General features: G+C 72.1%; 20 protein-coding genes and 1 pseudogene. 19 read left to right on the top strand and 2 right to left on the bottom strand.

The window, feature by feature from the left end; all coding sequences use genetic code 11:
• Nucleotides 1-99: 99 nt before the first annotated feature.
• The 15 genes and pseudogenes from PV419_RS21230 (at nucleotide 100) to aroQ (ending at nucleotide 16,237) form a co-directional block, all read left to right on the top strand.
• Nucleotides 100-1,014 carry a sugar ABC transporter permease gene (locus PV419_RS21230; protein WP_319691177.1) on the top strand — a complete coding sequence of 305 codons (915 nt, stop codon included), beginning with the start codon at nucleotides 100-102 and terminating at the stop codon, nucleotides 1,012-1,014.
• A complete protein-coding gene (locus PV419_RS21225) occupies nucleotides 1,011-1,868 on the top strand; it encodes a carbohydrate ABC transporter permease (RefSeq protein WP_319691175.1) in 858 nt (285 codons plus the stop codon). The genes PV419_RS21230 and PV419_RS21225 overlap by 4 nt, the downstream gene beginning before the upstream one ends.
• Nucleotides 1,865-3,211: an ABC transporter substrate-binding protein gene (locus tag PV419_RS21220; protein ID WP_319691174.1), complete on the top strand. Its 1,347-nt coding sequence runs from the start codon at nucleotides 1,865-1,867 to the stop codon at nucleotides 3,209-3,211. The genes PV419_RS21225 and PV419_RS21220 overlap by 4 nt, the downstream gene beginning before the upstream one ends.
• Nucleotides 3,208-3,930: a glycerophosphodiester phosphodiesterase gene (locus PV419_RS21215; RefSeq protein WP_319691173.1), complete on the top strand. Its 723-nt coding sequence runs from the start codon at nucleotides 3,208-3,210 to the stop codon at nucleotides 3,928-3,930. Before PV419_RS21220 ends, PV419_RS21215 begins: the two co-directional genes overlap by 4 nt.
• A 162-nt stretch (nucleotides 3,931-4,092) precedes the next feature.
• Entirely contained in the window at nucleotides 4,093-5,292 is a 1,200-nt protein-coding gene (locus PV419_RS21210; protein WP_319691171.1) for an acyl-CoA dehydrogenase family protein, read from the top strand.
• Nucleotides 5,293-5,455: 163 nt separating this feature from the next.
• A complete protein-coding gene (locus PV419_RS21205) occupies nucleotides 5,456-6,316 on the top strand; it encodes an aminoglycoside phosphotransferase family protein (protein ID WP_319691288.1) in 861 nt (286 codons plus the stop codon).
• Nucleotides 6,317-6,563: 247 nt separating this feature from the next.
• Nucleotides 6,564-6,785 (top strand): annotated as a pseudogene (locus PV419_RS21200) (iron chelate uptake ABC transporter family permease subunit); the annotation flags it as partial.
• A gap of 110 nt (nucleotides 6,786-6,895) precedes the next feature.
• Nucleotides 6,896-7,120, top strand: coding sequence for an iron chelate uptake ABC transporter family permease subunit (locus tag PV419_RS21195; RefSeq protein ID WP_319691169.1), 225 nt, complete (start codon nucleotides 6,896-6,898; stop codon nucleotides 7,118-7,120).
• 89 nt (nucleotides 7,121-7,209) lie between these two features.
• On the top strand, nucleotides 7,210-8,112 hold the full coding sequence (locus PV419_RS21190; RefSeq protein ID WP_319691167.1) for an oxygenase MpaB family protein: 903 nt from the start codon (nucleotides 7,210-7,212) through the stop codon (nucleotides 8,110-8,112).
• 60 nt (nucleotides 8,113-8,172) lie between these two features.
• Nucleotides 8,173-10,380, top strand: a complete 2,208-nt coding sequence (locus PV419_RS21185) for a serine/threonine-protein kinase (RefSeq protein ID WP_319691166.1) — start codon at nucleotides 8,173-8,175, stop codon at nucleotides 10,378-10,380.
• A gap of 67 nt (nucleotides 10,381-10,447) precedes the next feature.
• On the top strand, nucleotides 10,448-12,001 hold the full coding sequence (locus tag PV419_RS21180; RefSeq protein WP_319691164.1) for an NAD(P)/FAD-dependent oxidoreductase: 1,554 nt from the start codon (nucleotides 10,448-10,450) through the stop codon (nucleotides 11,999-12,001).
• Nucleotides 12,002-12,099: 98 nt separating this feature from the next.
• Entirely contained in the window at nucleotides 12,100-13,203 is a 1,104-nt protein-coding gene (locus PV419_RS21175; protein ID WP_319691162.1) for a nitronate monooxygenase family protein, read from the top strand.
• Nucleotides 13,204-13,279: 76 nt separating this feature from the next.
• Nucleotides 13,280-14,839 carry an acyl-CoA synthetase gene (locus PV419_RS21170; protein WP_319691160.1) on the top strand — a complete coding sequence of 520 codons (1,560 nt, stop codon included), beginning with the start codon at nucleotides 13,280-13,282 and terminating at the stop codon, nucleotides 14,837-14,839.
• A 19-nt stretch (nucleotides 14,840-14,858) separates the two neighbouring features.
• Nucleotides 14,859-15,554: an alpha/beta hydrolase gene (locus tag PV419_RS21165; protein ID WP_319691158.1), complete on the top strand. Its 696-nt coding sequence runs from the start codon at nucleotides 14,859-14,861 to the stop codon at nucleotides 15,552-15,554.
• On the top strand, nucleotides 15,551-16,237 hold the full coding sequence (aroQ, locus tag PV419_RS21160; RefSeq protein WP_319691156.1) for a gamma subclass chorismate mutase AroQ: 687 nt from the start codon (nucleotides 15,551-15,553) through the stop codon (nucleotides 16,235-16,237). The genes PV419_RS21165 and aroQ overlap by 4 nt, the downstream gene beginning before the upstream one ends.
• Nucleotides 16,238-16,267: 30 nt before the next feature.
• Here aroQ and PV419_RS21155 read toward each other — a convergent pair whose 3' ends face one another.
• Entirely contained in the window at nucleotides 16,268-17,317 is a 1,050-nt protein-coding gene (locus tag PV419_RS21155) for a saccharopine dehydrogenase family protein (RefSeq protein WP_319691154.1), read from the bottom strand.
• Between the two features lie 133 nt (nucleotides 17,318-17,450).
• Between PV419_RS21155 and PV419_RS21150 the strand changes: the two genes are divergently transcribed.
• Nucleotides 17,451-18,434 (top strand): AraC family transcriptional regulator, encoded by a 984-nt coding sequence (locus PV419_RS21150; protein WP_319691152.1) that lies wholly within the window; start codon nucleotides 17,451-17,453, stop codon nucleotides 18,432-18,434.
• Here PV419_RS21150 and PV419_RS21145 read toward each other — a convergent pair.
• On the bottom strand, nucleotides 18,386-20,017 hold the full coding sequence (locus PV419_RS21145; RefSeq protein ID WP_319691150.1) for an acyl-CoA synthetase: 1,632 nt from the start codon (nucleotides 20,015-20,017) through the stop codon (nucleotides 18,386-18,388). The genes PV419_RS21150 and PV419_RS21145 overlap by 49 nt on opposite strands.
• Nucleotides 20,018-20,179: 162 nt before the next feature.
• Here PV419_RS21145 and PV419_RS21140 point away from each other — a divergent pair, with 162 nt between their 5' ends.
• From PV419_RS21140 to PV419_RS21130, 3 genes are all read left to right on the top strand, one after another.
• Complete coding sequence (locus PV419_RS21140) at nucleotides 20,180-20,986, top strand: crotonase/enoyl-CoA hydratase family protein (RefSeq protein WP_319691148.1); 807 nt, start codon at nucleotides 20,180-20,182, stop codon at nucleotides 20,984-20,986.
• A gap of 104 nt (nucleotides 20,987-21,090) precedes the next feature.
• Nucleotides 21,091-22,050 (top strand): Zn-ribbon domain-containing OB-fold protein, encoded by a 960-nt coding sequence (locus PV419_RS21135; protein ID WP_319691146.1) that lies wholly within the window; start codon nucleotides 21,091-21,093, stop codon nucleotides 22,048-22,050.
• Nucleotides 22,047-23,147 carry a thiolase domain-containing protein gene (locus tag PV419_RS21130; protein WP_319691144.1) on the top strand — a complete coding sequence of 367 codons (1,101 nt, stop codon included), beginning with the start codon at nucleotides 22,047-22,049 and terminating at the stop codon, nucleotides 23,145-23,147. The genes PV419_RS21135 and PV419_RS21130 overlap by 4 nt, the downstream gene beginning before the upstream one ends.
• Nucleotides 23,148-23,154 lie beyond the last annotated feature (7 nt).

Raw genomic sequence — 23,154 nt, 5'->3', positions numbered from 1 at the left:
AGGTGTTTCCTTCTCATCAACTCTGTTGGTATCCCTTGGGGCTGTCACCAGCACGTCCCAGGGGACCCTCGGGGCGCAGTTCGGAAGGATCAACTCCCCTTGTCTGCCATCGAGGACGTCGGCCGCCGTCTGCGCGCCAGGCGCAGACGGCGCGACTATCTGCTCTTCGCCGCGTTCGCCGCCCCGAACTTCTTTTTCCTGTTGCTCTTCGCCTACTGGCCGGTGGTCTACAACGGCTATCTCAGCCTGACCGACTGGGACATGATCTCCCCGGCCAAGGACTTCGTCGGGCTCGGCAACTACACCGATCTGCTGACCGACCCCGACTTCCGCTCCACCTTGTGGACCACCGTCGTCTTCGTCGTCGGCATCGTGGCCGGCGGCATCGTCCTGGGGCTGGCCACCGCGCTGCTGCTCAACCAGAAGCTGCGCGGCCGGAACGTGGTGCGGACGCTGACCTTCGCCCCGTACGTACTCTCCGGGGCCGCCGTCGGCACCCTGTGGCTGTTCGTCTTCGACCCCAACTACGGGCTCATACGCCCGCTGATGGCCCCGCTCGGGCTGACCGCCCCGGCGATGATGACCGACTCCAAGTGGGCGCTGACCGGCCTGATCCTGGTCTACCTCTGGAAGAACATCGGATTCGTCGCCGTGGTCTACCTGGCCGGCCTGCAGGGCCTGCCCAGGGAGGTGTACGAGGCCGCCGCGCTGGACGGCGCCGGGCCCTGGACGCGGCTGCGCCGGATCACCCTCCCGCTGCTCTCCCCGGTCACCTTCTTCCTCCTGGTGACCTGCACCATCAGCACCTTCCAGGCGTTCGACGTCCTGGCCGTGATGACCGGCGGCGGTCCGGGCACCTCCACCTCCGTCCTCAGCTGGTTCATCTACGACCAGGGGTTCCGAGCCTTCGACGCGGGGCGCGCCGCCGCCGGCGCGATGATCATGTTCGCCGTGCTCCTGCTGATCACCGCGGGACAGGCCCGCTACCTCGAGCGAAAGGTGCACTACCAGTGACGGCCCTCGACCCGGCGGCGCCCTCCCGCCGCCCCGGCGGCCGGGCCCGGCGCCTGGGCCTGTACGCGCTCCTCGTCCTGGTCGCGCTCATCGCGGCCGGCCCGTTGTACTGGCTGGCCTCCTCGGCGCTGAAGACCAACCCCCAGATCTACGCCTATCCGCCCCACTGGGTCCCCACCGACCTGCGCTGGAGCAACTTCTCCGACGCCTGGAACGCCGCTCCCTTCGACCGGTTCTTCCTCAACTCCCTCGTGGTCTCCGTCGTCGGCACCGCCATCGAACTGTGTTCCGCGCTGCTGTGCGCGTACGCCTTCGTCTTCCTGCCCTTCCCCGGCAAGAAGTGGCTGTTCCTGTTCCTGCTGGGCGCCATGATGGTCCCCGGCCATGTCACCCTGCTGCCGAACTTCCTGACCGTCGCCCAACTGGGCTGGGTCAACACCTGGGCGGGCCTGATCGCCCCGGGCCTCGGGTCGGTCTTCGGCACCTTCCTGCTGCGCCAGCACATGCTGACGCTCCCCAAGGAGGTCATGGACGCGGCCCGGATCGACGGGGCGGGCCATCTGCGCACCCTCTTCCGCGTCGTGCTGCCCATGTCGCGGCCCATGGTGATCACCGTCGCCATCGTGGTCATGGTGACCAAGTGGAACGACTTCATCTGGCCGCTGATCGTGACCAGCAGCGCCGATATGCGCACCCTGCCGGTCGGCCTCCTCTTCCTGCGCGACCAGGAGACCTACGCCAACTGGGGCGCCATCCTGGCCGGCACGGTGATGGTGATCCTGCCGGTGCTCGTCGTCTTCTTCATCGCCCAGCGCTACATCATCGCCGGGCTGACCCAGGGAGCCGGGAAGTGAGCCAGAGCCTCCCCAGCCGCCGGCGCTTCCTGGCCCTCGCGGCCGGGGCGCCCACGGCCGCCGCGCTGCTGAGCGCCTGCGGCTCCACCACCGGGCCGGTGGACCAGCCGGGCGGATCGGTCCCCGACCGCTACGCCGGGCGCACCCGCATCGTGCTGTGGTCCACCTTCGCGGATGTGCCCGGCCGCGCCCTCCAAGGTCTGGCGGACAAGTTCAACCGCGACCAGCGCGACATCTATGTGGAGGTCCAGTTCCAGGGCACGTACGACGAATGCGCCCAGAAGGCGGTCGTCGGGCTGCTCGCCGGCCAGGCGCCCGACCTGTGCGTGCTGTCCGATGTGAAGTGGTACCGCTTCTACTTCGGGGACGCGCTCGAGCCCTGGGACGAGTACATCGACCCCGGCGAGCTGCGCGCCACCTACAACGCGAAGCTGCTGGGGGAGGGGCGGGTCAAGGGCCACCACTGGTGGCTGCCGCTGGCCCGCTCCACCCCGCTCTTCTACTTCAACCGCACCCTCTTCAAGAAGGCCGGGGTGCCCGACCGGGCGCCCGAGACCTGGGAGGAGATGTACGGCTGGGCGAAGGACATCACCCGGCTGAAGACCCAGGGCAAGCGGGTCGCCCTGGAGGCATATCAGAAGATCGACGGTGACTGGCAGTTCCAGTGCACCGCCTGGCAGTGGGGCGGCGCGTACTCCAAGGGCCTGGACGTCACCATCGACCACGAGGCCACCGTCGCGGCCGGGGAGTGGCAGCGCAAGCTGGTCCACAAGGACCGCATCGCCTATATGTCCACCGACCCCGCCGGAGACATGGGCAACCAGCTGATCGCCACCCTGATCACCTCCACCGGCGGGCTGCGGAAGATCTCCGAGATGGCCAAGGCGGGCGGCTGGGAGCTGGGCACCGGATTCCTGCCCCGCCACACGGAGTTCGGGGTGACGACGGGCGGCGGCGGGCTCGGCATGTTCAAGCGGGTGCCCAAGGAGCGCAAACAGGCCGCGGCGGAGTTCGTACGCTTCCTGGCGCGGCCGGAGAACGCGGCCCAGTGGACCGTCCAGACCGGCTATATGCCCGTGGTCCCGGCCGCCACCAAGTCCCCGGCGCTGGCGAAGCTGCTCGCCGAGGACCCCAACTTCTCCACCGCGGTCAAGCAGCTGCCGCACACCCGCAAGGGGGACCAGGTGCGGATGATGGTGCCCAACGCCAATGTGCAGATCTACACCGGGCTGCAGAAGATCTGGACCGGCGACACCCCGGCGCACCAGGCGTTCTCCGACGTCGCCACGCGGCTGCGCAAGGGGGTGGACCGGCACCGCCAGTCCATCGAGGAGCACCTGTGACGCCGCCCGCGACCGCCGCCGCACGCCCGGCCGCCCGCCCGCTGGTCTACGGCCACCGGGGTGCCAAGGCCGACGAGCCGGAGAACACCCTGCGCTCCTTCCGCCGTGCGCACCGGGTCGGCGCCGAGGGAGTCGAACTGGATGTGCGGGTGTCCCGCGACGGCCACCTCGTGGTGATCCACGACGCCACGGTGGACCGCACCACCGACGGCACCGGCGAGGTCGCCTCGCTCTCGCTGGCCGAGCTGCGGGAGCTCGACGCCGGCCAGGGCGAGCGGATCCCCACGCTCCACGAGGCCCTGGACGCCTTCCCCGGCCTGGTCCAGGTGGAGATCAAGGCCCCCGAGGCGGTGGCCGCCCTGACCGAGTTCGACCGGCACACCCCGCTGCCCGCGCGCGTGGTGCTCACCTCCTTCCACGCCGAGGTGCTGGACCGCGCCGCGCGGCTGATGCCCCAGGTGGAGCGGGGGCTGATCACCGCCCATCCCACGGAGGAACTGCCCGCGCGTGCCGCGGAGGTGAAGGCCACCTGGGTCTGCCCCGAGCTCACGTCCGAGTTGACGGCCGACCTGGTCGAGCGGTGCCACGCCCAGGGGCTGCGGGTGGACGCCTGGCCGGCCGCCGACCCGCCGCGGCTGGCGCGCTGTGTGGCCCTGGGCGCCGACGCGGTCACCACAGACCATCCCGCGCTGATCGACGGGTGGCTGCGAGCGGTCTGACCACTCGCAGCCGACTGTCGGTCCAGCCGGGATGCGGCCCGGACGCCGCCTCGGCGGATGCGGCGTCCGGGCCCCCGGGCCTTCCGTATTGTTGGAACACGTTCTACCGTGCCCCTCGTTTCCAGGCGCCTACGCGGCGTACGCGAGACTCCAGGAGGGGCCGTGCACCTCGACTACACCCCCGAGCAGCGGCGACTGCGCGCCGAGCTGCGCGCGTACTTCACCGAGCTGGTCCCCGAATACGCCTACGCCCGTTACGCCGACCCCGCCGGGCAGAAGCGGTTCTACCGCGAGACCATCCGCCGCCTCGGCGCGGACGGCTGGCTGGGCGTCGGCTGGCCGCGGGAGTACGGCGGGCGGGGGCTGGGCCCGGTGGAGCAGTTCATCTTCTTCGACGAGGCCGCCCAGGCGGGCGTCCCGCTGCCCCTCATGGCGCTCAACACGGTCGGGCCCACCCTCATGCGCTGCGGCACCGACGAGCAGAAGGAGTACTTCCTGCCGAAAATCCTCTCCGGGGAGATCGACTTCGCCATCGGCTACAGCGAACCCGACGCGGGCACCGACCTCGCCTCGCTCAAGACCCGCGCCGTGCGCGAGGAGAACGATGGCGACGCCGAGACCGGCCACTACCTCGTCAACGGCCAGAAGACCTGGACCACCAACGGCGACACCGCCGACTGGGTCTGGCTCGCGGTCCGCACCGACCCCGATGCCAAGCCTCACAAGGGCATCACCATCCTGCTGGTGCCGACCAGCGACCCCGGCTACTCCTGCACCGTCATCACCACCCTCGCCTCCCACGACACCACCGCCAGCTACTACGAGAACATCCGGGTGCCGGCCACCCGCCGGGTCGGCGCGGAGAACGAGGGCTGGCGGCTGATCACCACCCAGCTCAACTACGAACGGGTCACCCTCGCCGCCCACGGCACGATGGCCATCCGCGCCTTGCGCGGCGTCCAGCAGTGGGCCGCCGACACCGAGCTCGCCGACGGCCGCCGCGTCATCGACCTGGGCTGGGTGCGCGCGCGGCTGGCCCGTACCCACGCCAGGCTCGACGCCATGAAGCTGCTCAACTGGCAGATGGTGGTCGCCCTCCAACACGACGCGCTCACCCCTCAGGACGCCTCCGCGGTCAAGGTGTACGGCTCCGAGGCGCGCCGCGACGCGTACGCCTGGCTGATGGAGGTCGTCGGCGCGGCGGGCCCGCTCAAGGAGGGGTCGGCGGGCGCGGTGCTGCACGGCGAGCTCGAACGCGGCTACCGCAGCAGTGTGGTGTTCACCTTCGGCGGCGGCAACAACGAGGTGCAGCGGGAGATCATCTCCTGGATAGGCCTGGGGATGCCGAGGGTGCGCCGTTAGCGCCTTTTGTGACGAGGCACCGTAGTTGGCACTGAGGCGGGACAGATGGCATCAAGATCGCCGCACTCCAGGAAGTGCCAGTGTGCCGAGCCACCATAGTTGGCACCCGGCCACGCTGGTTGGCATCGCCCTCGCTCATCCATGCCAAGATTCGAGGGTGGAGATGAACGACGTCACGCGTGCGATCGCGGCTGCGACTTCGGTCGCAGCATCGCTCGGCCTGCCGACCAAGGACGCAATCGTTCTCCACAACTCGAACAAGCTGGCACTGCGGCTGACGCCATGCGACGTCCTTGCCCGGGTCGCCCCTGTGGGACAAGAGGTTGCAGCGTTCGAAGTCGAGCTCGCTCAGCGGCTCGCCGAGGTCGGATGCCCGGTGTGTCCCTTGGAGCCTCGGACGGACCCGCGTGTGTACACGCGCGATGGCTTCGCGGTGACGCTGTGGACCTACTACGAGCCCGTGACACCTCACACCTCACCAGTCGACTACGCCAAGGCGCTGGAGCAGCTGCACGCCGGCATGCGCAAGGTCGATGTGCCGAGCCCGAGGTTCACGGACCGGATCACGGAGGCGGAAGAAGTTGTCGCCGACCCGGATCGCTCGCCGGAGCTCGCCACCGCGGACCGCGTGTTCCTCAGCGGCAGGCTGGCAAGCCTGCGACGAGCGATCGACGACCGCGGCGCAGTGGAGCAGCTGCTCCACGGCGAGCCGCATCCAGGCAATGTGCTCAGTACGAAGAACGGCCCGTTGTTCATCGACCTTGAGACGTGCTGCCGTGGACCCGTCGAGTTCGATCTCGCCCATGTTCCCGAGGCGGTCTGCGAGCACTACCCAAGCGTTGACCAAGGGCTGCTGGACGAGTGCCGGCAGCTCGTTATCGCGATGGTCGCCGCGTGGCGTTGGGAGCTTGGCGACCAGTTCCCGAATGGGAGGCGATTCGGAGAGGAATTCCTGCGCTTGCTGCGCGAGGGTCCTCCCTGGCCGACACTCGGCACAGTGACCAGGCGACTGGATGGTCTGTAGAAATCGCCGAAGGTCACGTGAAAGCGGCAAGGAACCAGTTAGGTGCGGGTCGAGCGTGACGAGTTCGAGGTGGCGATGCGCGCCATGCGGCGGATCAGCGAGCAGATCCACGGCGATGTCTTGCCGGCAGGACTACTGCGCGGAGCGAAGGTCTCAGTCGGGCCGCTGCGGGAGCACTACTGGAATCTGTTAATCGGTTGGGGACCTTCGGGACGGGGTACGTCGCGGCCTGCACGGCTACCGGCTGGTGCTGGTCGGGATCGGGGTGAGCGCCCTGCTCCAGGGAGTGAACGCCTATCTGCTGGCCAAGGCCAGATTCACCCGGGCCGCCCAGGCCATGGTGTGGCTCAACGGCAGCCTCAACGGACGTGGTTGGCAGGACGCCCGCCCGGCCGCCCTCGGACTGCTCGTGGTGCTGCCGCTGGTCGTGCTCACCGCGAGCAGGCTGAAGATCCTGGAAAGGGGAGACGATGTGGCGGGCGGGCTCGGGGTATCCGTCCAACGCACCCGGCTGCTGACGCTCGTACCGGCCACCCGGCCTGCGCCGGGGCCACCGCCGCCGCCGGCCCGATCCCGTTCGTGGCGCTCGTCGCCCCCCAGCTGGCCCGGCGGCTCACCCGCCTCCCCGGGCCCAGTCTGTCGGCGGCCACCTGCACCGGAGCCCTGCTCGTGGTCACCGCGGACTTCGCCGCTCAGCGAGGCGTGCATGAGGCGCGACTGCCGGTCGGCGTGGTGACCGCGGTGATCGGAGGGCTGTACCTGGCGCTGCTGCTCCGGCGGCAGCGCCGAGCGGGCCGGATCTGAACCGTCGGGTACCCGCGACCCGGCCGATGGCGGGCGCCGCGGAGCCTCTCGCCCCCCAGGTCGTAATCTGGCCGCGGGAGGTGGTGGCCATGGCGCGAGGCCGGAGCGCGGGCGACCCGGGGCTGTACGGACCCGACTCGGTCACCTGGCAGACGCACGGCGACCCCATGATGTGGATCGCGGGCGTGCGCGCGCTCTACCTGCAGGCGCTGCACCCGCTCGCGGTGCGCGGCGTCATTCAGAACTCCGATTTCCGCAAGGACGCCTGGGGCCGCCTCCTGCGCACCGCCCGCTTCGTCGCCACCACCACCTACGGCACCACCGAGGAGGCCGAGCGGGCGGGCGCCCGGGTGCGCGGCATCCACCGCCGGCTCACCGTCACCGACCCCGGCACCGGCGCCCGGCACCGCGTCGACGACCCGGACCTGCTGCTGTGGGTGCACTGCGCCGAGATCGACTCCTATCTCCGTGTGGCGCGCCGCTCCGGCCTCCCGCTCACCGCCGCCCAGGCGGACGCCTATGTGGACGAGAACCGCGTGTCCGCCCGGCTGGTCGGCCTCGACCCCGACGGTGTGCCCGCTGATACGGCGGAGCTCGCCGCGTACTTCGAGAAGGTGCGCCCGGCGCTCGCCCACACCCCCGAGGCCGGGGAAGTCGACGCCTTTTTGCGCAAGCCCCCCGTTCATCCCCTGTTCGTGCCGGCGCGCGCGGTGCTATGGGGGCGGGTCGCCGCGCTCGCCTACGCCAGCCTGCCGCCGTACGCCCACGAGTTGTACGGCCGCCCGGCACCCGCCCCCGCCGTCGTCACCCGCCGTCTGCGGGCGGCGGGCCGGGTGCTGCGCCGCATCCCGCCCACCCTCCGCTGGCAGCTGCCGCCCAAGCGCATCCTGCGGGCCGTCGAACGGCTGGGTCCCGGCACTCGTCCGTCGGTCTACAAGTTGCGCCAAAACGCGGCCATACTGGACAACGGGGATGCGTCGAGGGCTCCATGACGGGCCGTCGGCTTCCACGGGGGCGGCGGGAGCGGCACTCCCGCCGGAGGCAGGGGGACCATGGCGGACACCAGGCTGATCCAGGGCCGGTACCGGCTGCTTGATCCGATCGGGCGCGGGGGAATGGGCGAGGTGTGGCGGGCGCTCGACGAGTCGCTCGGGCGGCGCGTCGCCGTCAAGTGCCTCAAGCCGATGGGGCAGCAGCGGGACCCGTCCTTCATGGACGTGCTGCGCGAGCGGTTCCGCCGCGAGGCGCGGGTCGCGGCCTCGCTGCAGCACCGCGGGGTGACCGTGGTGCATGACTTCGGGGAGCACGACGGCGTCCTGTATCTGGTGATGGAGCTGTTGGAGGGGCGCAACCTCAGCCAGCTGCTGGAGGACAACGAGCGGCGTCCGCTGCCGGTCCCCGATGTCCTGGACATGGCCGGCCAGCTCGCCGTCGCCCTCGCGTACACCCATGACCAGGGCATCGTCCACCGGGACCTCAAGCCCGCCAACATCATGCGGCTGGCCGACGGCTCGGTGAAGATCTGCGACTTCGGCATCGCCCGGCTCGGCCATGACATCGGCTTCACGGCCCGGCTCACCGGGACGGGCATCGCCATGGGCACCCCGCACTACATGTCGCCCGAGCAGATCGCGGGCGGCGCCGTCGACCACCGCAGCGATCTGTACTCCCTGGGCTGTGTGCTGTACGAACTGGCCACCGGCGCGCCGCCGTTCGACCTCGACGACGCCTGGGCGGTGCTCGTCGGCCACCGCGACACCCCGGCCGAGCCGCCGCGCCGGACCCGGCCCGAGATACCCGAGCCCTTCGAGCGGGTGGTCCTCGACCTGCTGGCCAAGGACCCGGAGGACCGCCCGCGCGACGCCTCCGACCTGGCCAAGCGGATCGCCCTGGCCCGCGCGACCTGGGGGGCCGGGCAGCCCCTCGTCCCGGCGTGGACCCTGCCGGGGACCGGCGCCGAGTTCCCCGCGCAGCGGCCGCCCGGCCTGCCCGTCTGGGCCCGGGAGATGACCGCCGGCACCGCGGCGAACCCGGCCCGCTGGGCCGGGGCGCGGCCGGGCCCGCCGCTGGAGGCCGCCGCCCTCACCGCGGCGTGGACCGGCGGCCCGGCGCCACCGCCGCCCACGCCCGGCGTTCTCGTCGACCTCAGGGCCAGGCACCACGCGGGGCTGAGCCTCGGCCGGCTGGGGCGCTGGGAGGAGGCGGGCCGTATCCACCGGGAGGTCGCCGCCGAGCGGGAGCGCATCCTCGGTTCCGACCACCCCGACACCCTGGCCAGCCGCTACGAGGCGGCCTTCGCCCTCGGGCGGCTGGGCCGTCACGGCGACGCGCTGGGCGAGTACGGGCGGGTGGCGGCGGGCCGCGAGCGGGCGTTCGGCCCCGAGCACCCGGACACGCTGGCCGCCCGGCAGGAGACCGCGTTCGCGCTGAGCCGGCTCGGCCGTCACTTCGAGGCCCACCAGGTCTACGCCGCCGTGCTCGCCGCCCGCGAGCGGACGATGGGCGCCGACCACCCCGACACCCTGCGCTGCCGCCACAACCTCGCCTTCATCCTGGGCCGGCTGGGCCGGCTGGAGGACAGCCACCGCACGGCGTGCGAGGTGGCCGCCGCCCGCGAGCGCGTCCTGGGCCCCGACCACGCCGACACCCTGGTCACCCGGTACGAGGTCGGATACGCCCTCGGCCGGCTGCGCCGCTGGACCGAGGCGCTGGACACCTACCGCGAGGTCGCCGCCGCCCGCGAGCGGACCCTCGGCCCCGACCATCCGGACACCCTCGCGACCCGCTACGAGGTCAACATCAGCCTGGGCCGGCTCGGCCGCAGCGCGGAGGCCCTGACGCTCTACCGCGCCCTCGTCGAGGACCGCACCCGCGCCCAGGGCCCGACCGATCCGGAGACCCTGCGCGCCCGGCACGGCCTCGGCGTCAACCTCGGCCGTCTGGGCCGCTGGGAGGAGGCGCTGACCGAGGCCCACGAGGTCTCCGCCCTCCGCGAGCGCGTGCTGGGCCCCGACCACCTCGACACCCTGGTCAGCCGGCGAGAGGTGGCGGTGGCCCTCGGCTGGCTCGGCCGCTGGACCGAGGCTCTGGAGCTCTACCGCCGGGTCGCCCGGGCCCGTGCGGACGTGCTGGGCGCGGACCACCCCGACGCCCTCGGCAGCCTGGGCGACGAGGCCAAGTGCCTGGAGCGGTTGGGGCGGGCCGAGGAGGCCGTCGAGCTGTACCGGCGGATGGCGGAGGTGCGCCGACGGCGCGAGTGAGGCCCGCCGCCGTCGCACGCCGTGCCGCGTCCTGGCCCCGGCGATCAACGCGTGCTAGTCAGTGGGTATGCCTCACAGCGACGCGTACGACGCCGTCATCGTCGGCGGCGGCCACAACGGTCTGGTCGCCGCCGCCTACCTCGCCCGCGCCGGCCGCAGGGTGCTCCTCATGGAGCGGCTCGGCCACACCGGCGGCGCCGCCGTCTCCACGCGCCCCTTCGCCGGGGTCGACGCGCGGCTCTCCCGCTACTCGTATCTGGTGAGCCTGCTCCCGCGGCGGATCGTGGACGACCTGGGCTTGCGCTTCTCCGTCGCCAAGCGGACCGTGTCCTCGTACACCCCCGCCGTCCGGGACGGGCGCCCCACCGGGCTGCTGGTGGGAGGCGGCGCGGCCCGCACTCGTGAGTCGTTCGCCCGGCTGACCGGCTCGGACCGGGAGTACGAGTCCTGGCAGCGCTTTTACGGGATGACCCGGCGCGTGGCCGAGCGGGTGTTCCCGACCCTCACCGAGCCGCTGCCCACGCGCGAGGCGCTGCGCGCGCGGATCGGCGACGAGACGGCCTGGCGGGCGCTGTTCGAGCGGCCGCTCGGCGAGGCGGTCGAGGCGGAGTTCGAGGACGACCTGGTCCGGGGCGTGGTCCTCACCGACGCCCTGATCGGCACCTTCACCCACGCCCACGACCCGTCGCTGCGTCAGAACCGCTGCTTCCTCTACCACGTGATCGGCGGCGGCACCGGCGACTGGGACGTGCCGGTCGGTGGCATGGGCGCGCTGACCGACGCGCTCGCGGACGCGGCCCGCGCGGCGGGCGCCCGGATCGCCACCGGCTGTGAGGTGACGGCCATCGCCGCCGACGGCAAACTCGCGGAAGTGATGTTCCGTGACGCGGAAGGGGAGGGTCTGGTGGGGGCCCGGTACGTACTCGTCGGGGCCGCACCGCAGGAGCTGGCCAGGCTTGTGGGAGACGAGCCGCCGGACCCGCCCGCCGAGGGCGCACAGCTCAAGGTGAACATGCTGCTGCGCCGGCTGCCCACGCTGCGCGACCCCGACGTCGACCCGCGCGAGGCGTTCTCCGGGACGTTCCACATCGCCGAGGGCTACGGCGACCTGGAGGCCGCCTACGGCCAGGCCGCGACGGGCAAGCTGCCGCTGCGGCCACCCTCGGAGATCTACTGCCACTCGCTGACCGACCCGTCCATCCTGGCCCCCGAGCTGGCCCGCCAGGGCTACCAGACGCTGACCCTGTTCGGGCTGCACACCCCCGCGCGGCTCTTCGCCGCGGACCACGACGTGGCGCTCGCCGCGCTCCTGGAGGCCACCCTCGAACTGCTCGACGCCCAGCTCGCCGAGCCGATCGCCGACCTACTGGCGTACGACGCCGAGGGCATGCCCTGCATCGAGGCGAAGAGCCCACTGGACCTGGAGCGGGAGCTGCGGCTGCCCGGCGGCAACATCTTCCACCGCGAGCTGGCGTTCCCGTACGCCCAGGAGGGGACCGGCCGCTGGGGTGTGGAGACGCGCCACCCCAATGTGCTGCTGTGCGGGGCGGGCGCGGTGCGCGGCGGCGGGGTGAGCGGGATCCCGGGGCACAACGCGGCGATGGCGGTGCTCGGCCGGTAGCGCCGCGTCCAGCTCCCAAAGACCCGCCCCCAAGAAAATCTGACGTTGCGTCAGAAAAACTCTTCCTTCGTCCGGCGCCCTGCGGCATCCTGCCGCCCATGGAGACGGAGCTGAGCAACAGGCTGGGTGTCGAGCACGCCATCTTCGGCTTCACGCCGTTCCCCGCCGTGGCCGCCGCGATCACCCGGGCCGGCGGGTTCGGCGTGCTCGGCGCGGTCCGCTACGGCGCGGCTGAGGAACTGGCGCGCGACCTCGACTGGGTGCAGGAGCACACCGACGGCAAGCCGTACGGCGTCGATGTCGTCATGCCCGCGAAGAAGGTCGAAGGGGTGACCGAGGCGGACATCGAGGCGATGATCCCCGAAGGACACCGCCGGTTCGTCCAGGAGACTCTCGCCAAGCACGGCGTTCCCGAGCTCGCCGAGGGCGAGGCCTCCGGCTGGCGGATCACCGGCTGGCTGGAGCACGTCGCCCGCAGCCAACTGGACGTCGCGTTCGACTACCCCGTCAAGCTCCTGGCCAACGCCCTCGGCTCGCCGCCCCCCGACGTCGTCGAGCGCGCCCACGGCCACGGCATCCTCGTCGCCGCGCTCGCGGGCAGCGCGCGCCACGCGCGGCACCACAAGGACGCGGGGCTTGACATCGTGGTCGCACAGGGCTATGAGGCGGGCGGCCACACCGGCGAGATCGCGTCCATGGTGCTCACCCCGGAGGTGGTCCGGGCGGTGGACCCGCTGCCCGTGCTGGCGGCCGGCGGCATCGGCAGCGGCGAGCAGGTCGCCGCCGGGCTCGCGCTCGGTGCGCAGGGCGTCTGGCTCGGCTCCATCTGGCTCACCACCGACGAGGCCGCGCTCACCTCGCCCGCCCTCACCCAGAAGCTGCTGGCGGCCGGGTCCGGCGACACCGTCCGCTCCCGCGCCCTCACCGGCAAGCCCGCCCGGCAGCTGCGCACCGAGTGGACCGACGCCTGGGAGGCCCCCGAGGGCCCCGATCCGCTGCCGATGCCCCTGCAGGGACTGCTCGTGGCCGAGGCCGTCTCGCGCATTCAGAAGTACGAGGTGGAGCCGCTGCTCGGCACGCCGGTCGGGCAGATCGTCGGCCGGATGGACACCAAACGCCCGGTGCAGGCCGTCTTCGACGACCTGACCCGCGGCTTCGAGCGAGCCATCGACCGCATCAACCGCATCGCCGGACGAGCCTGAGTCCGCCCGCCCCCGACCACCCCCAACGAAGACCGCCCCCTGCCTGATACGCCGCCAGAAGGAGGATTGGACCCTCATGTCCCGTACACCCAACGGCTTCTGGGCCCAGGCCGCGCTCGAACCCGACCGCACCGTCCTCATCGCCCCGGACGGTGAGGAATGGACCGCCGCCCGGCTGCACGCCGCCTGCAACCGGCTCGTCGGCGGGCTTCGCGCCGCGGGGCTGCGGCGGGGTGACTCCTTCGCGGTGGTGCTGCCCAACGGCGTCGAGTTCTTCGCGGCCGCGCTCGCCGCCACTCAAGCCGGGCTCTATCTGGTGCCCGTCAACCACCACCTGGTCGGCCCCGAGATCGCCTGGATCGTTTCGGACTCCGGCGCCAAGGTGCTGATCGCCCACGAGCGCTTCGGCGAGCAGGCCACCCTGGCCGCCGACGAGGCCGGGCTGCCCGCCACCCAGCGCTACGCGGTCGGCGAGGTCGGCGGCTTCCGCCCGTACGCCGAACTGCTGGAGGGCCAGTCCGACCAGCCGCCAGCCGACCGCGAGCTGGGCTGGGTGATGAACTACACCTCCGGAACGACGGGCCGCCCGCGCGGCATCCGGCGCCCGCTGACCGGGGCCCTCCCCGAGGACGCCCACCTCGGCGGCTTCCTGCGCTTCTTCGGCATCAAACCCCGCGACGAGGAGCCCGACAACGTCCATCTGGTGTGCTCACCGCTCTACCACACCGCGGTGCTCCAGTTCGCCTCCTCCTCCCTGCACATCGGCCACCGGCTCGTCCTCATGGACAAGTGGACGCCCGAGGAGATGCTGCGCCTCATCGACGCGTACCACTGCACGCACACCCATATGGTCCCCACCCAGTTCCACCGGCTACTGGCGCTGCCCGAAGAGGTCAGGCGGCGCTACGACGTGTCGTCGATGCGCCACGCCATCCACGGCGCCGCGCCCTGCCCCGACCACATCAAGCGCGCGATGATCGACTGGTGGGGCGGCTGTGTCGAGGAGTACTACGCGGCCAGCGAAGGAGGCGGCGCCTTCGCCACCACCGAGGACTGGCTCAAGAAGCCGGGGACGGTCGGCAAGCCCTGGCCGATCAGCGAACTGGCGATCTTCGACGACGAGGCCAACCGGCTCCCGGCCGGTGAACTCGGCACCGTCTACATGCGGATGACCACCGGCGGCTTCGCCTACCACAAGGACGAGGCCAAGACGCGCAAGAACCGCATCGGCGACTTCTTCACGGTCGGCGACCTCGGCCTGCTCGACGAGGACGGCTATCTCTACCTCCGCGACCGCAAGATCGACCTGATCATCTCCGGCGGCGTCAACATCTACCCGGCCGAGATCGAAGCCGAACTGCTCACCCACCCCGCCGTCGCCGACGCCGCCGCCTTCGGCATTCCGCACGACGACTGGGGCGAGGAGGTCAAGGCGGTCGTGGAACCCGCCCCGGGGCAGGAGCCGGGGCCCGCCCTGGAGCGGGAGCTGCTCGCCCACTGCGAGGGGCGGCTGGCCGGATACAAGCGCCCCAAGTCGGTGGACTTCGTCTCCGAGATGCCGCGGGACCCCAACGGAAAGCTCTACAAGCGGCGGCTGCGCGAGCCGTACTGGGAGGGGCGTGAGCGAGTGGTGTGACGCGGGTAGTCTCTGGCGTATGCACACACTTGACAGCGTCGAGGTGGATGGGATCGAGCTGGTCTACCGGGTCTGGGGGGCGCGTGACGCTCCCCCCGTCCTGCTGCTGGCCGGTCTTGGCGCGGACGGCGCCGACTGGCTGGGAATCGCCCCCGAACTCGCCCGCACCCTGCGTGTGTACGCGCTCGACCTGCGCGGCCACGGAACCAGCGACTGGCCCGGGGACTACGCCCTGGAGCGGGTGCGCGACGACGTCGCCGGTTTCCTCGCGGCCCTCGGCGTGACCCGCGCCTCGGTCGTCGCGCACTCCTACGGCGGCGTGATCGGCTATCTCCTCGCCCAGCGCCATCCCGGCCTGGTCGAGCGGCTGGTGATCGAGGACGCCCCGCCGCTGTGGCCCCAGGACCCGCCGCTGGAGGTGCCCGAGCGCCCGGAGGGGCGGCTGGCCTTCGACTGGGCGGTCAAGACCCAGTTCACCGAGCAGCGCAACGCGCCCGATCCGCGGTGGATCGAGGGGCTCTCGGCGATCACCGCCCCGACCCTGCTGATCGGCGGCGGCCCGGCCAGCCACATCCCGCAGGAGCTGCTGGTCGACATGGCCGAGCGAATACCCGACTGCCGCCTGGTCACCATCGACGCGGGGCATCTCGTCCACGAGAACCGCCCCGAGGAGTTCCTGGCCGAGGTGCGCCCCTTCCTGGAGGCGGGGAAATGACGCTGAAGGGGGCGCTGTGCCGCGCGCTGACCGCCGCCGCGGCCCTCGGGCTGATGGCCGCGGCGGCGCCAGGCGCGGCCGCGGCCGAGGCGGCTTTGGCCGTTTCCGTCGCTGCTCCGGCTTCCGCCGCCCCGGCTTCGGCTTCCGCAGGGGCGGCGACGCGTCCGTACGGTCGGCTGCTGCCGATCGCCGACCTGTCCGCCCAGCGACTGCTGACCGCCGATCAGGTGGCGGCCGCGAAGTATGGATATGCGGCTCCGCCGCGCGGGGGCACCGGCAGCCCCATCGATGACCCGGTGCGGGAGCGGCAGGTGCTGGAGTCCGTGGCCGAACAGGCCCGCGCGCTCGGCGCGGACCCGGAGGCCACCGTGCGGATCTTCCGCGACCAGATCGAGGCCAACAAGGCTGTCCAGCGCGGCCTGTTCCGCCGGTGGGAGGCCGACCCCGCCCAGGCGCCCACCGAACGCCCTGACCTGACAAAGGTCCGGCTGGAGATCAACCGGATCAACGGCGAGCTGGTCAGGGCCATCGCGGACTCGGCAAAGGCGCGGGCGCAGCGGTCCTGCACGGGATGGCTGACCGCGGCCGCGGCGCGGGTACGCCTGGACAGGCGGCTGGACGCGTTGCACACGGTGGCGCTGAAGCGGGCGCTGCGGTCGGTGTGCGCCCCGAACGGCACCTGACCGCAGCCGCCTCCCGCGGGGATCTTGGGGCTACGCTTCCGCCGCCTCGCCGACGGACCAGCTGACGCCGTGGTCCCCGAGGAAGTCGAGGAACCCGGCGGCGTCGAAGGCCTGGGCGGGGGCGAGGACCCCCGAGGGGGCGCCGTCGGTGGCGAGCCGGCGGGCCGCCTCCACGGCGATCACGGCGGTGGTGCCGTATGCGTCGGAGCCCCGCACCTCGCCCCGGGCGCGCCGGCCGTCCGCGCCGAGCACCTCCACCGCGAAGGCCCACCGCATCGCCTTGCGCTCCGCGGCCGTCGGGCCTTCCGGCACCTTCTCGGCCAACTCGGGGGACAGTCCGGTGAAGACCTCGTACACCTTCTGGGACGTGAGGCCCTCCACGTGCCGGGTGCGCACATGGCGGGGGACGGTCACCACCGCCGGCAGCGCGAACCGTACGACGGGCGTCGGTGCCGAGCCGCCGGGCAGCACGATCTCCTTGTTGCGGGCGGTCGCCCGCGGTGACAGCTCCCCGCCCTCGTAGCCGAGACCGCCGTCGAGCAGCGTGTCCCTCATCGCGCCCATCGAGCGGATGGTGCCCCGCGAGGCGCCGCCGCTTGTGATGTCGACGGCGATGGCGATCTCCTCCGCCTCGCCGTCCACCCGCGCGGCGGTCAGGGCGGCGATCAGGTCGCTGGGGAGGCCGTCGTCGGTGACGCCGGGGATGACGGCGACCCCGGCGCGCTCGGCCTCCGCGCCGAAGGTGTCGAAGATGTGCCGGATGTAGAGCTGTTCGCCCGTGGTGTCGACATAGTGACTGCCCGCGGCGATGGCGGCGCGCACCACACCCTCTCCCCACCGGGCGAACGGCCCCGCGCAGTTGACGACGGCGTCGGCGTCGCGGAAGGCGGCGACGAGCGCGTCGTGGTCCTCGGCGTCCGCGACCCGTATCTCCACATCCTGGAATCCGGCTTCCGACGCGGCCGCGCGCAGCCGCTCGGCGCCGCGCCCCACCAACACCACGTCGAGGCCGCGGCGCTGCGCTTCCGCGACCGCGAGCCTGCCCGTGTAACCACTCGCGCCAAAGACGGCGATCTTCACAACGTTCTCCTCAAGGTGTTCCTTCTGGCTTGTGATTCACCGTAAGGAGAGGCGAAGAGATCCTGGATGCCTCACAGTCTTGGGGCCATGTCCGTCCGTCTCCCGAACGTCGCGGCACGGATATGGTGCCCCCATGGATGTCCTCAGTGAAGCGATCACCGCCATGCGCACCGGTCGGCCACACGCCGGGCGCACGGAGAAGAGCGGCCCCTGGGGAGTGCGCTTTCCCGACTCGGAGGGTGCGGGCTTCCATGTCGTGCTGCAGGGAGCGTGCTGGATGCTGCCGGGCGACGGCGAGCCGGTCGCGCTGGGCCCGGGGGACGTGGTGTTCATGCCACACGGGCGCGGATACGGCCTCGCCGACAGCCCCCGCACCCCACTGGCCGAATTCCGCGGCTCGTTCCCCGATCCCTTCGCCCGGGACGCCGGCGGTCCGGACGCCGACGGGGCCGCGGTCGCCGACGCGGCCCCGCGCCCGGACACGCTGTTGCTCTGCGGCGCCTACTTCCTCGACAGGGCCCGGCCGCACCCCCTCCTGGGAGATCTGCCTCAGGCACTCCACATGCCGGCCCGGCTCGGCCGCCACCCCGAGCTGCGCTCCGCCGTCGAACTGCTCGGCGGCGAGCTGGAGCGGCGGCGCCCCGGCGCGAGCGCGGTGCTGACCTCGCTGCTCGACACGCTCCTGCTGTATGTGCTGCGCGCCTGGTACGAGGAGCAGTCCGACCGCACGAGCACCGGCTGGGCCGCCGCTCTGCACGACCAGGCCGTCTCCGGAGCGCTGCGCGCCATCCACCGCGACCCCGCCCGCCCCTGGACCGTCGAGACGCTGGGACGGGCCGCGGGGCTGTCCCGGGCGGCGTTCGCCCGGCGCTTCACGGAGCTCGCCGGGCAGCCGCCGCTCGCGTATCTGACGTGGTGGCGGATGACGCTGGCGGCCCGGCTGCTGCGCGAGTCGGAGCTGCCGCTGCGCGCGGTGGCCGAACGCGCCGGGTACACCTCGGAATTCGCCTTCGCCAAGGCGTTCAAGCGGGAGTACGGGGTCGCGCCCGGAGGCTACCGGCGGCGCGGTCAGGAGTCGGCCGGGGCGCCGGCCGCGACGTCCCTCGCCCAGCGGTAGTCCGCCTTGCCGCTGGGCGAGCGCTGGATGTGGTCGCTGAAGACCACCGTACGCGGGATCTTGTAGCCCGCGAGCCGGGTGCGGCAGTGCGCCCGTACGGCGTCGGCCGTGAGCCGTGCCGCGCCCTGGCGGGGCTGGACGACGGCCGCGACGCGGCTGCCCCAGCGCTCGTCCGGCACACCCGCCACCAACGCGTCGTACACGTCCGGATGGGCCTTCAGCGCCTGCTCGACCTCCTCCGGATAGACCTTCTCGCCTCCGGTGTTGATGCACTGCGAGCCGCGCCCCAGGACCGTGATCACGCCGTCCTCGTCGACCGTGCCCATGTCGCCGAGCAGTACCCCGCGCTCCCCGTCCGCCTCGAAGAACGTCTCGGCGGTCTTCCTCGGGTCGTTGTAGTAGCCGAGCGGCACATGGCCGCGCTGGGCGATGCGGCCGGGTTCGCCGGGCGCCACGGGCCGGTACGTCGCCGGGTCGACCACCGAGGTGCGGGCGTTGACCCGCAGCCGGAAGCCCCTTCGGGGGCCGGCGTCCTCGGTGGCGGTGCCGTTGAACCCGGACTCCGAGGAGCCGAAGTTGTTCAGCAGCATGGTGTGCGGCGCCAGCTCGGCGAACTGGGCCCGCACGGTGTCCGACAGCACCGCGCCGGAGCTGCTGACGCTGAACAGCGAGGAGCAGTCGGTGCCCTTGAGGGGGCCGGCCAGGGCGTCCACCAGGGGGCGCAACATCGCGTCGCCGACCAGCGAGACGCTGGTGACCTTCTCCTTCTCGATCGTACGCAGCACTTCTTCGGGCACGAATTTACGGTGGATGACCACCTTCTGGCCGAAGTTGAAGCCGATGAAGGCCGTGAGCGTGGAGGTGCCGTGCATCAGTGGCGGGGTGGGGAAGAACACCAGGCCCTCGCCGCCCGCCGCCACCCGCTCCGCCAGCTCCTCGGGCCGGGCGACCGGCTCGCCGGTCGGCGCACCGCCGCCGAGACCGGAGAAGAACAGGTCCTCCTGCCGCCACAGCACGCCCTTGGGCATGCCCGTGGTGCCACCGGTGTAGATGATGAACCGGTCATCGGAGGAGCGCACCGGGAAGTCGCGCACGGGCGAACCCGAGGCCTCGGCCTCCTCGAAGGGCAGCGGGGCGGGGTCGGGAACCGGGCCCTCCCCGGCCGGGGCGCCGACCCGGATGAGGTGGCGCACGGTGTCGGTGCGGGGGAGCGCGGCGGCCACCCGGTCGCCGAACTCGGCGTCGTACACCAGCGCCGCCAGGTCGGCGTCCCGGTAGAGATAGATCAGCTCTTCCTCGACATAGCGGTAGTTGACGTTCACCGGTACGGCCCGGACCTTCAGGCAGGCGAGGGAGGTCTGGAGATACTCGACGCCGTTGTACAGATGCAGGCCGACATGTTCGCCCGGTGCGATACCGGTGTCCCGCAGATGGTGGGCGAGCCGGTTGGCGGCCGCGTCGAGCTGGGCGTAGGTCAGCCGCCGCTCGGCCCCGGTGCCGGGGTGGTCGAGATACACCAGCGCCTCTCTGTCGGGCACCGTGTCGACGATCGACTCGAACAGGTCGGCAAGGTTGTACTCCACGGCTCCTCCTGACCTGACATCGGGCGGCTTGGCGGTCATTGGAGCGCCGTCCGGAAGAGATGTGAAGGCACACGGCCAATAAATCTGACTGAGCATCAGATTTCTCTTGAAGTCGTCCGGCGCCTCCTGCAACCTGTTCTAGGTCGAGACGGGAGGACTGCCGTGACAAGCGGGACCGAACACCTGACGGTGGAGCGAGCCGGCGCGACGCTGGTGCTCACCCTGAACCGTCCGGAGGCCAAGAACGCGCTCTCGCTGCCGATGCTGGTCGGCCTCCACGACGGCTGGACACAGGCCGACGAGGACGACGACATCCGGTCGGTGGTGCTCACCGGGGCCGGCGGGGTCTTCTGCGCGGGCATGGACCTCAAGGCCCTCGCAGGCGGTGACGGGATGGCCGGACAGCACTACCGGGACCGGCTCAAAGCCGATCCCGACCTGCACTGGAAGGCGATGCTCCGGCACCACCGGCCGCGCAAGCCGGTGATCGCCGCCGTCGAGGGGCACTGTGTCGCGGGCGGCACCGAGATCCTCCAGGGCACCGACATCCGCGTCGCGGGCCGCGGCGCCACCTTCGGGCTCTTCGAGGTCAGGCGCGGCCTGTTCCCCATCGGCGGCTCCACAGTCCGCCTCGCCCGCCAGGTCCCGCGCACCCACGCGCTGGAGATGCTGTTGACCGGACGGCCGTACACCGCCGAGGAGGCCGAGCGGATCGGGCTGATCGGCCGGACCGTCCCCGACGGCACGGCCCTGGAGACGGCCCTGGAGATCGCCGAGCTGATCAACGCCAACGGCCCGCTCGCCGTCGAGGCCGTCAAGGCGTCCGTCTACGAGACGGCGGAGATGACCGAAGCCGACGGCCTGAAGTCCGAACTCGAACGCGGCTGGCCCATCTTCGCCACCGCCGACGCGAAGGAGGGCGCGAAGGCCTTCGCCGAGAAGCGCCCGCCGGTCTACCGACGCGCCTGAGCGCGCACCCCGCGCACTCCGTGCACCCCTCACACCGCAAATCCGCGCACTCCGCGAGCGCACTGCCCGGCCCGGCGAGCGCCGAAGAAGAGGAGACGCAGACCATGAAACCGGCTCCCGCGCCCGAGGTGCTTTCCGCCCCTCTGGTCGTCGAGTTCCCCTTCACCCGCTCCCTCGGCCCCGTCCAGAGCGCGTTTTTGACCGGGCTGCGCGAGCGCACCGTCCTCGGCGTACGGACCGCCGACGGCCGGGTGCTCGTGCCCCCCGTCGAATACGACCCGGTCACCGCCGAGGAGATCCGCGACCTCGTCGAGATCGCCACCACGGGCACCGTCACCACCTGGGCCTGGAACCCCGACCCGCGCCGGGGACAGCCCCTCACCACCCCCTTCGCCTGGGTGCTGGTGCGGCTCGACGGCGCCGACACCGCCCTGCTCCACGCCCTCGACGCGCCCGGCCCCGACGCCGTGCGCACCGGCACGCGGGTGCGAATCCGATGGGCCGAGGAGCGGACCGGCGCCATCACCGACATCGCCTGCTTCGAGCCGTACGAGAGCGCGCCGGACCCGCGGACCACCTCGCACGGTGGTGAGTTCGCCGACCCCGTCCAGGGGATCGTGGCGCCTGCCCGTCTGGACTACGTGTACTCGCCCGGCCGCGCCCAGTCCCGCTACATCGCAGCCCTCTCCGGCCGGCGGACCCTGGGAGAGCGCTGCCCGTCCTGCCGCAAGGTGTACGTCCCGCCCCGCGGCGCCTGCCCCACCTGCGGCGTCGCCACCGACGAACAGGTCGAGGTCGGTCCGCGCGGCACCGTCACCACCTTCTGCATCGTCAACATCAAGGCTAAGAATCTCGACATCGAGGTGCCGTACGTCTACGCGCACATCGCCCTGGACGGCGCGGACCTCGCGCTCCACGGCCGCATCGGCGGCATCCCCTACGACCAGGTGCGGATGGGGCTGCGCGTCGAGCCGGTGTGGACCGAGGGCGGGCGCCACCCCGACCACTACCGCCCCACCGGCGAACCCGACGCGGACTACGACACCTACAAGGAGCTGCTGTGAACCCGAGGCGCGTCGCCATCGTGGCCTTCGCGCAGACCCGCCACCGGCGCCGGTCCGCGGAGCTGTCCGAGGTCGAAATGCTGATGCCGGTCCTGCACGAGGTGCTCGGCGCGGTCGGCTTGCGCACCGGCGAGATCGGCTTCACCTGCTCCGGCTCCTGCGACTATCTCGCCGGCCGCGCCTTCTCCTTCACCATGGCGCTGGACGGCGTCGGCGCCTCGCCGCCCATCTCCGAGTCGCATGTGGAGATGGACGGCGCCTGGGCGCTGTACGAGGCGTGGGTCAAGCTGCTGGCCGGAGAGGCCGACACGGCTCTCGTCTACTCCTACGGCAAGTCCTCGCCGGGAGAGCTGCGCGACGTCCTGACCCGCCAGCTCGACCCCTACTACCTCGCCCCGCTGTGGCCGGACCCGGTGTCCCTGGCCGCCCTCCAGGCGCAGGCGCTCATCGACGAGGGAACCACCGACGAGCGCGCCCTCGCCGGGGTCGCCGCGCGCAGCCGCAGCGCCGCGGAACACAACCCGCACGCCCAACTGGCCGGATCCGCGGCACCGGACGCGCTGCTCGAGGACCCCTACCTGGTGCGGCCGCTGCGCCGCCACGACTGCCCGCCCATCGGCGACGGCGCGGCCGCCGTCGTCCTCGCCGCCGGCGACACCGCGCGCCGCCTCTGCCCGCGCCCCGCGTGGATCCGCGGCATGGATCACCGCATCGATCCACACGGACTGGGCGTACGAGACCTCACCCGCTCCCCGTCGACCCGGCTCGCCGCGCGTAACGCCGGTCTGTTCGACGATGCGGAGGCGCCCGTCGACACCGCCGAACTGCACGCGCCGTTCACCTCGCAGGAGGTGATCCTGCGCCGCGAGCTGGGCCTGGGCGAGGGCGTACGCGTCAACCCGTCCGGGGGCGCGCTCGCCGCCAACCCCATGATGGCCGCCGGGCTGATCCGCCTCGGCGAGGCCGCGGCCCGCATCCACCGCGGCGAGTCCGACCGGGCCGTCGCGCACGCCACCTCCGGGCCGTGTCTGCAGCACAACCTGGTGGCGGTCCTGGAGGGAGAACGGGACGGGCAACCGGAAGGGGACCAGGCATGAGCGTGTC

The organism is Streptomyces sp. ME19-01-6 (assembly GCF_033793745.1).
Lineage (GTDB): Bacteria > Actinomycetota > Actinomycetes > Streptomycetales > Streptomycetaceae > Streptomyces.
Note: the sequence above shows the minus strand (reverse complement) of the source record. Positions and strands in the feature narration are given on the sequence as shown.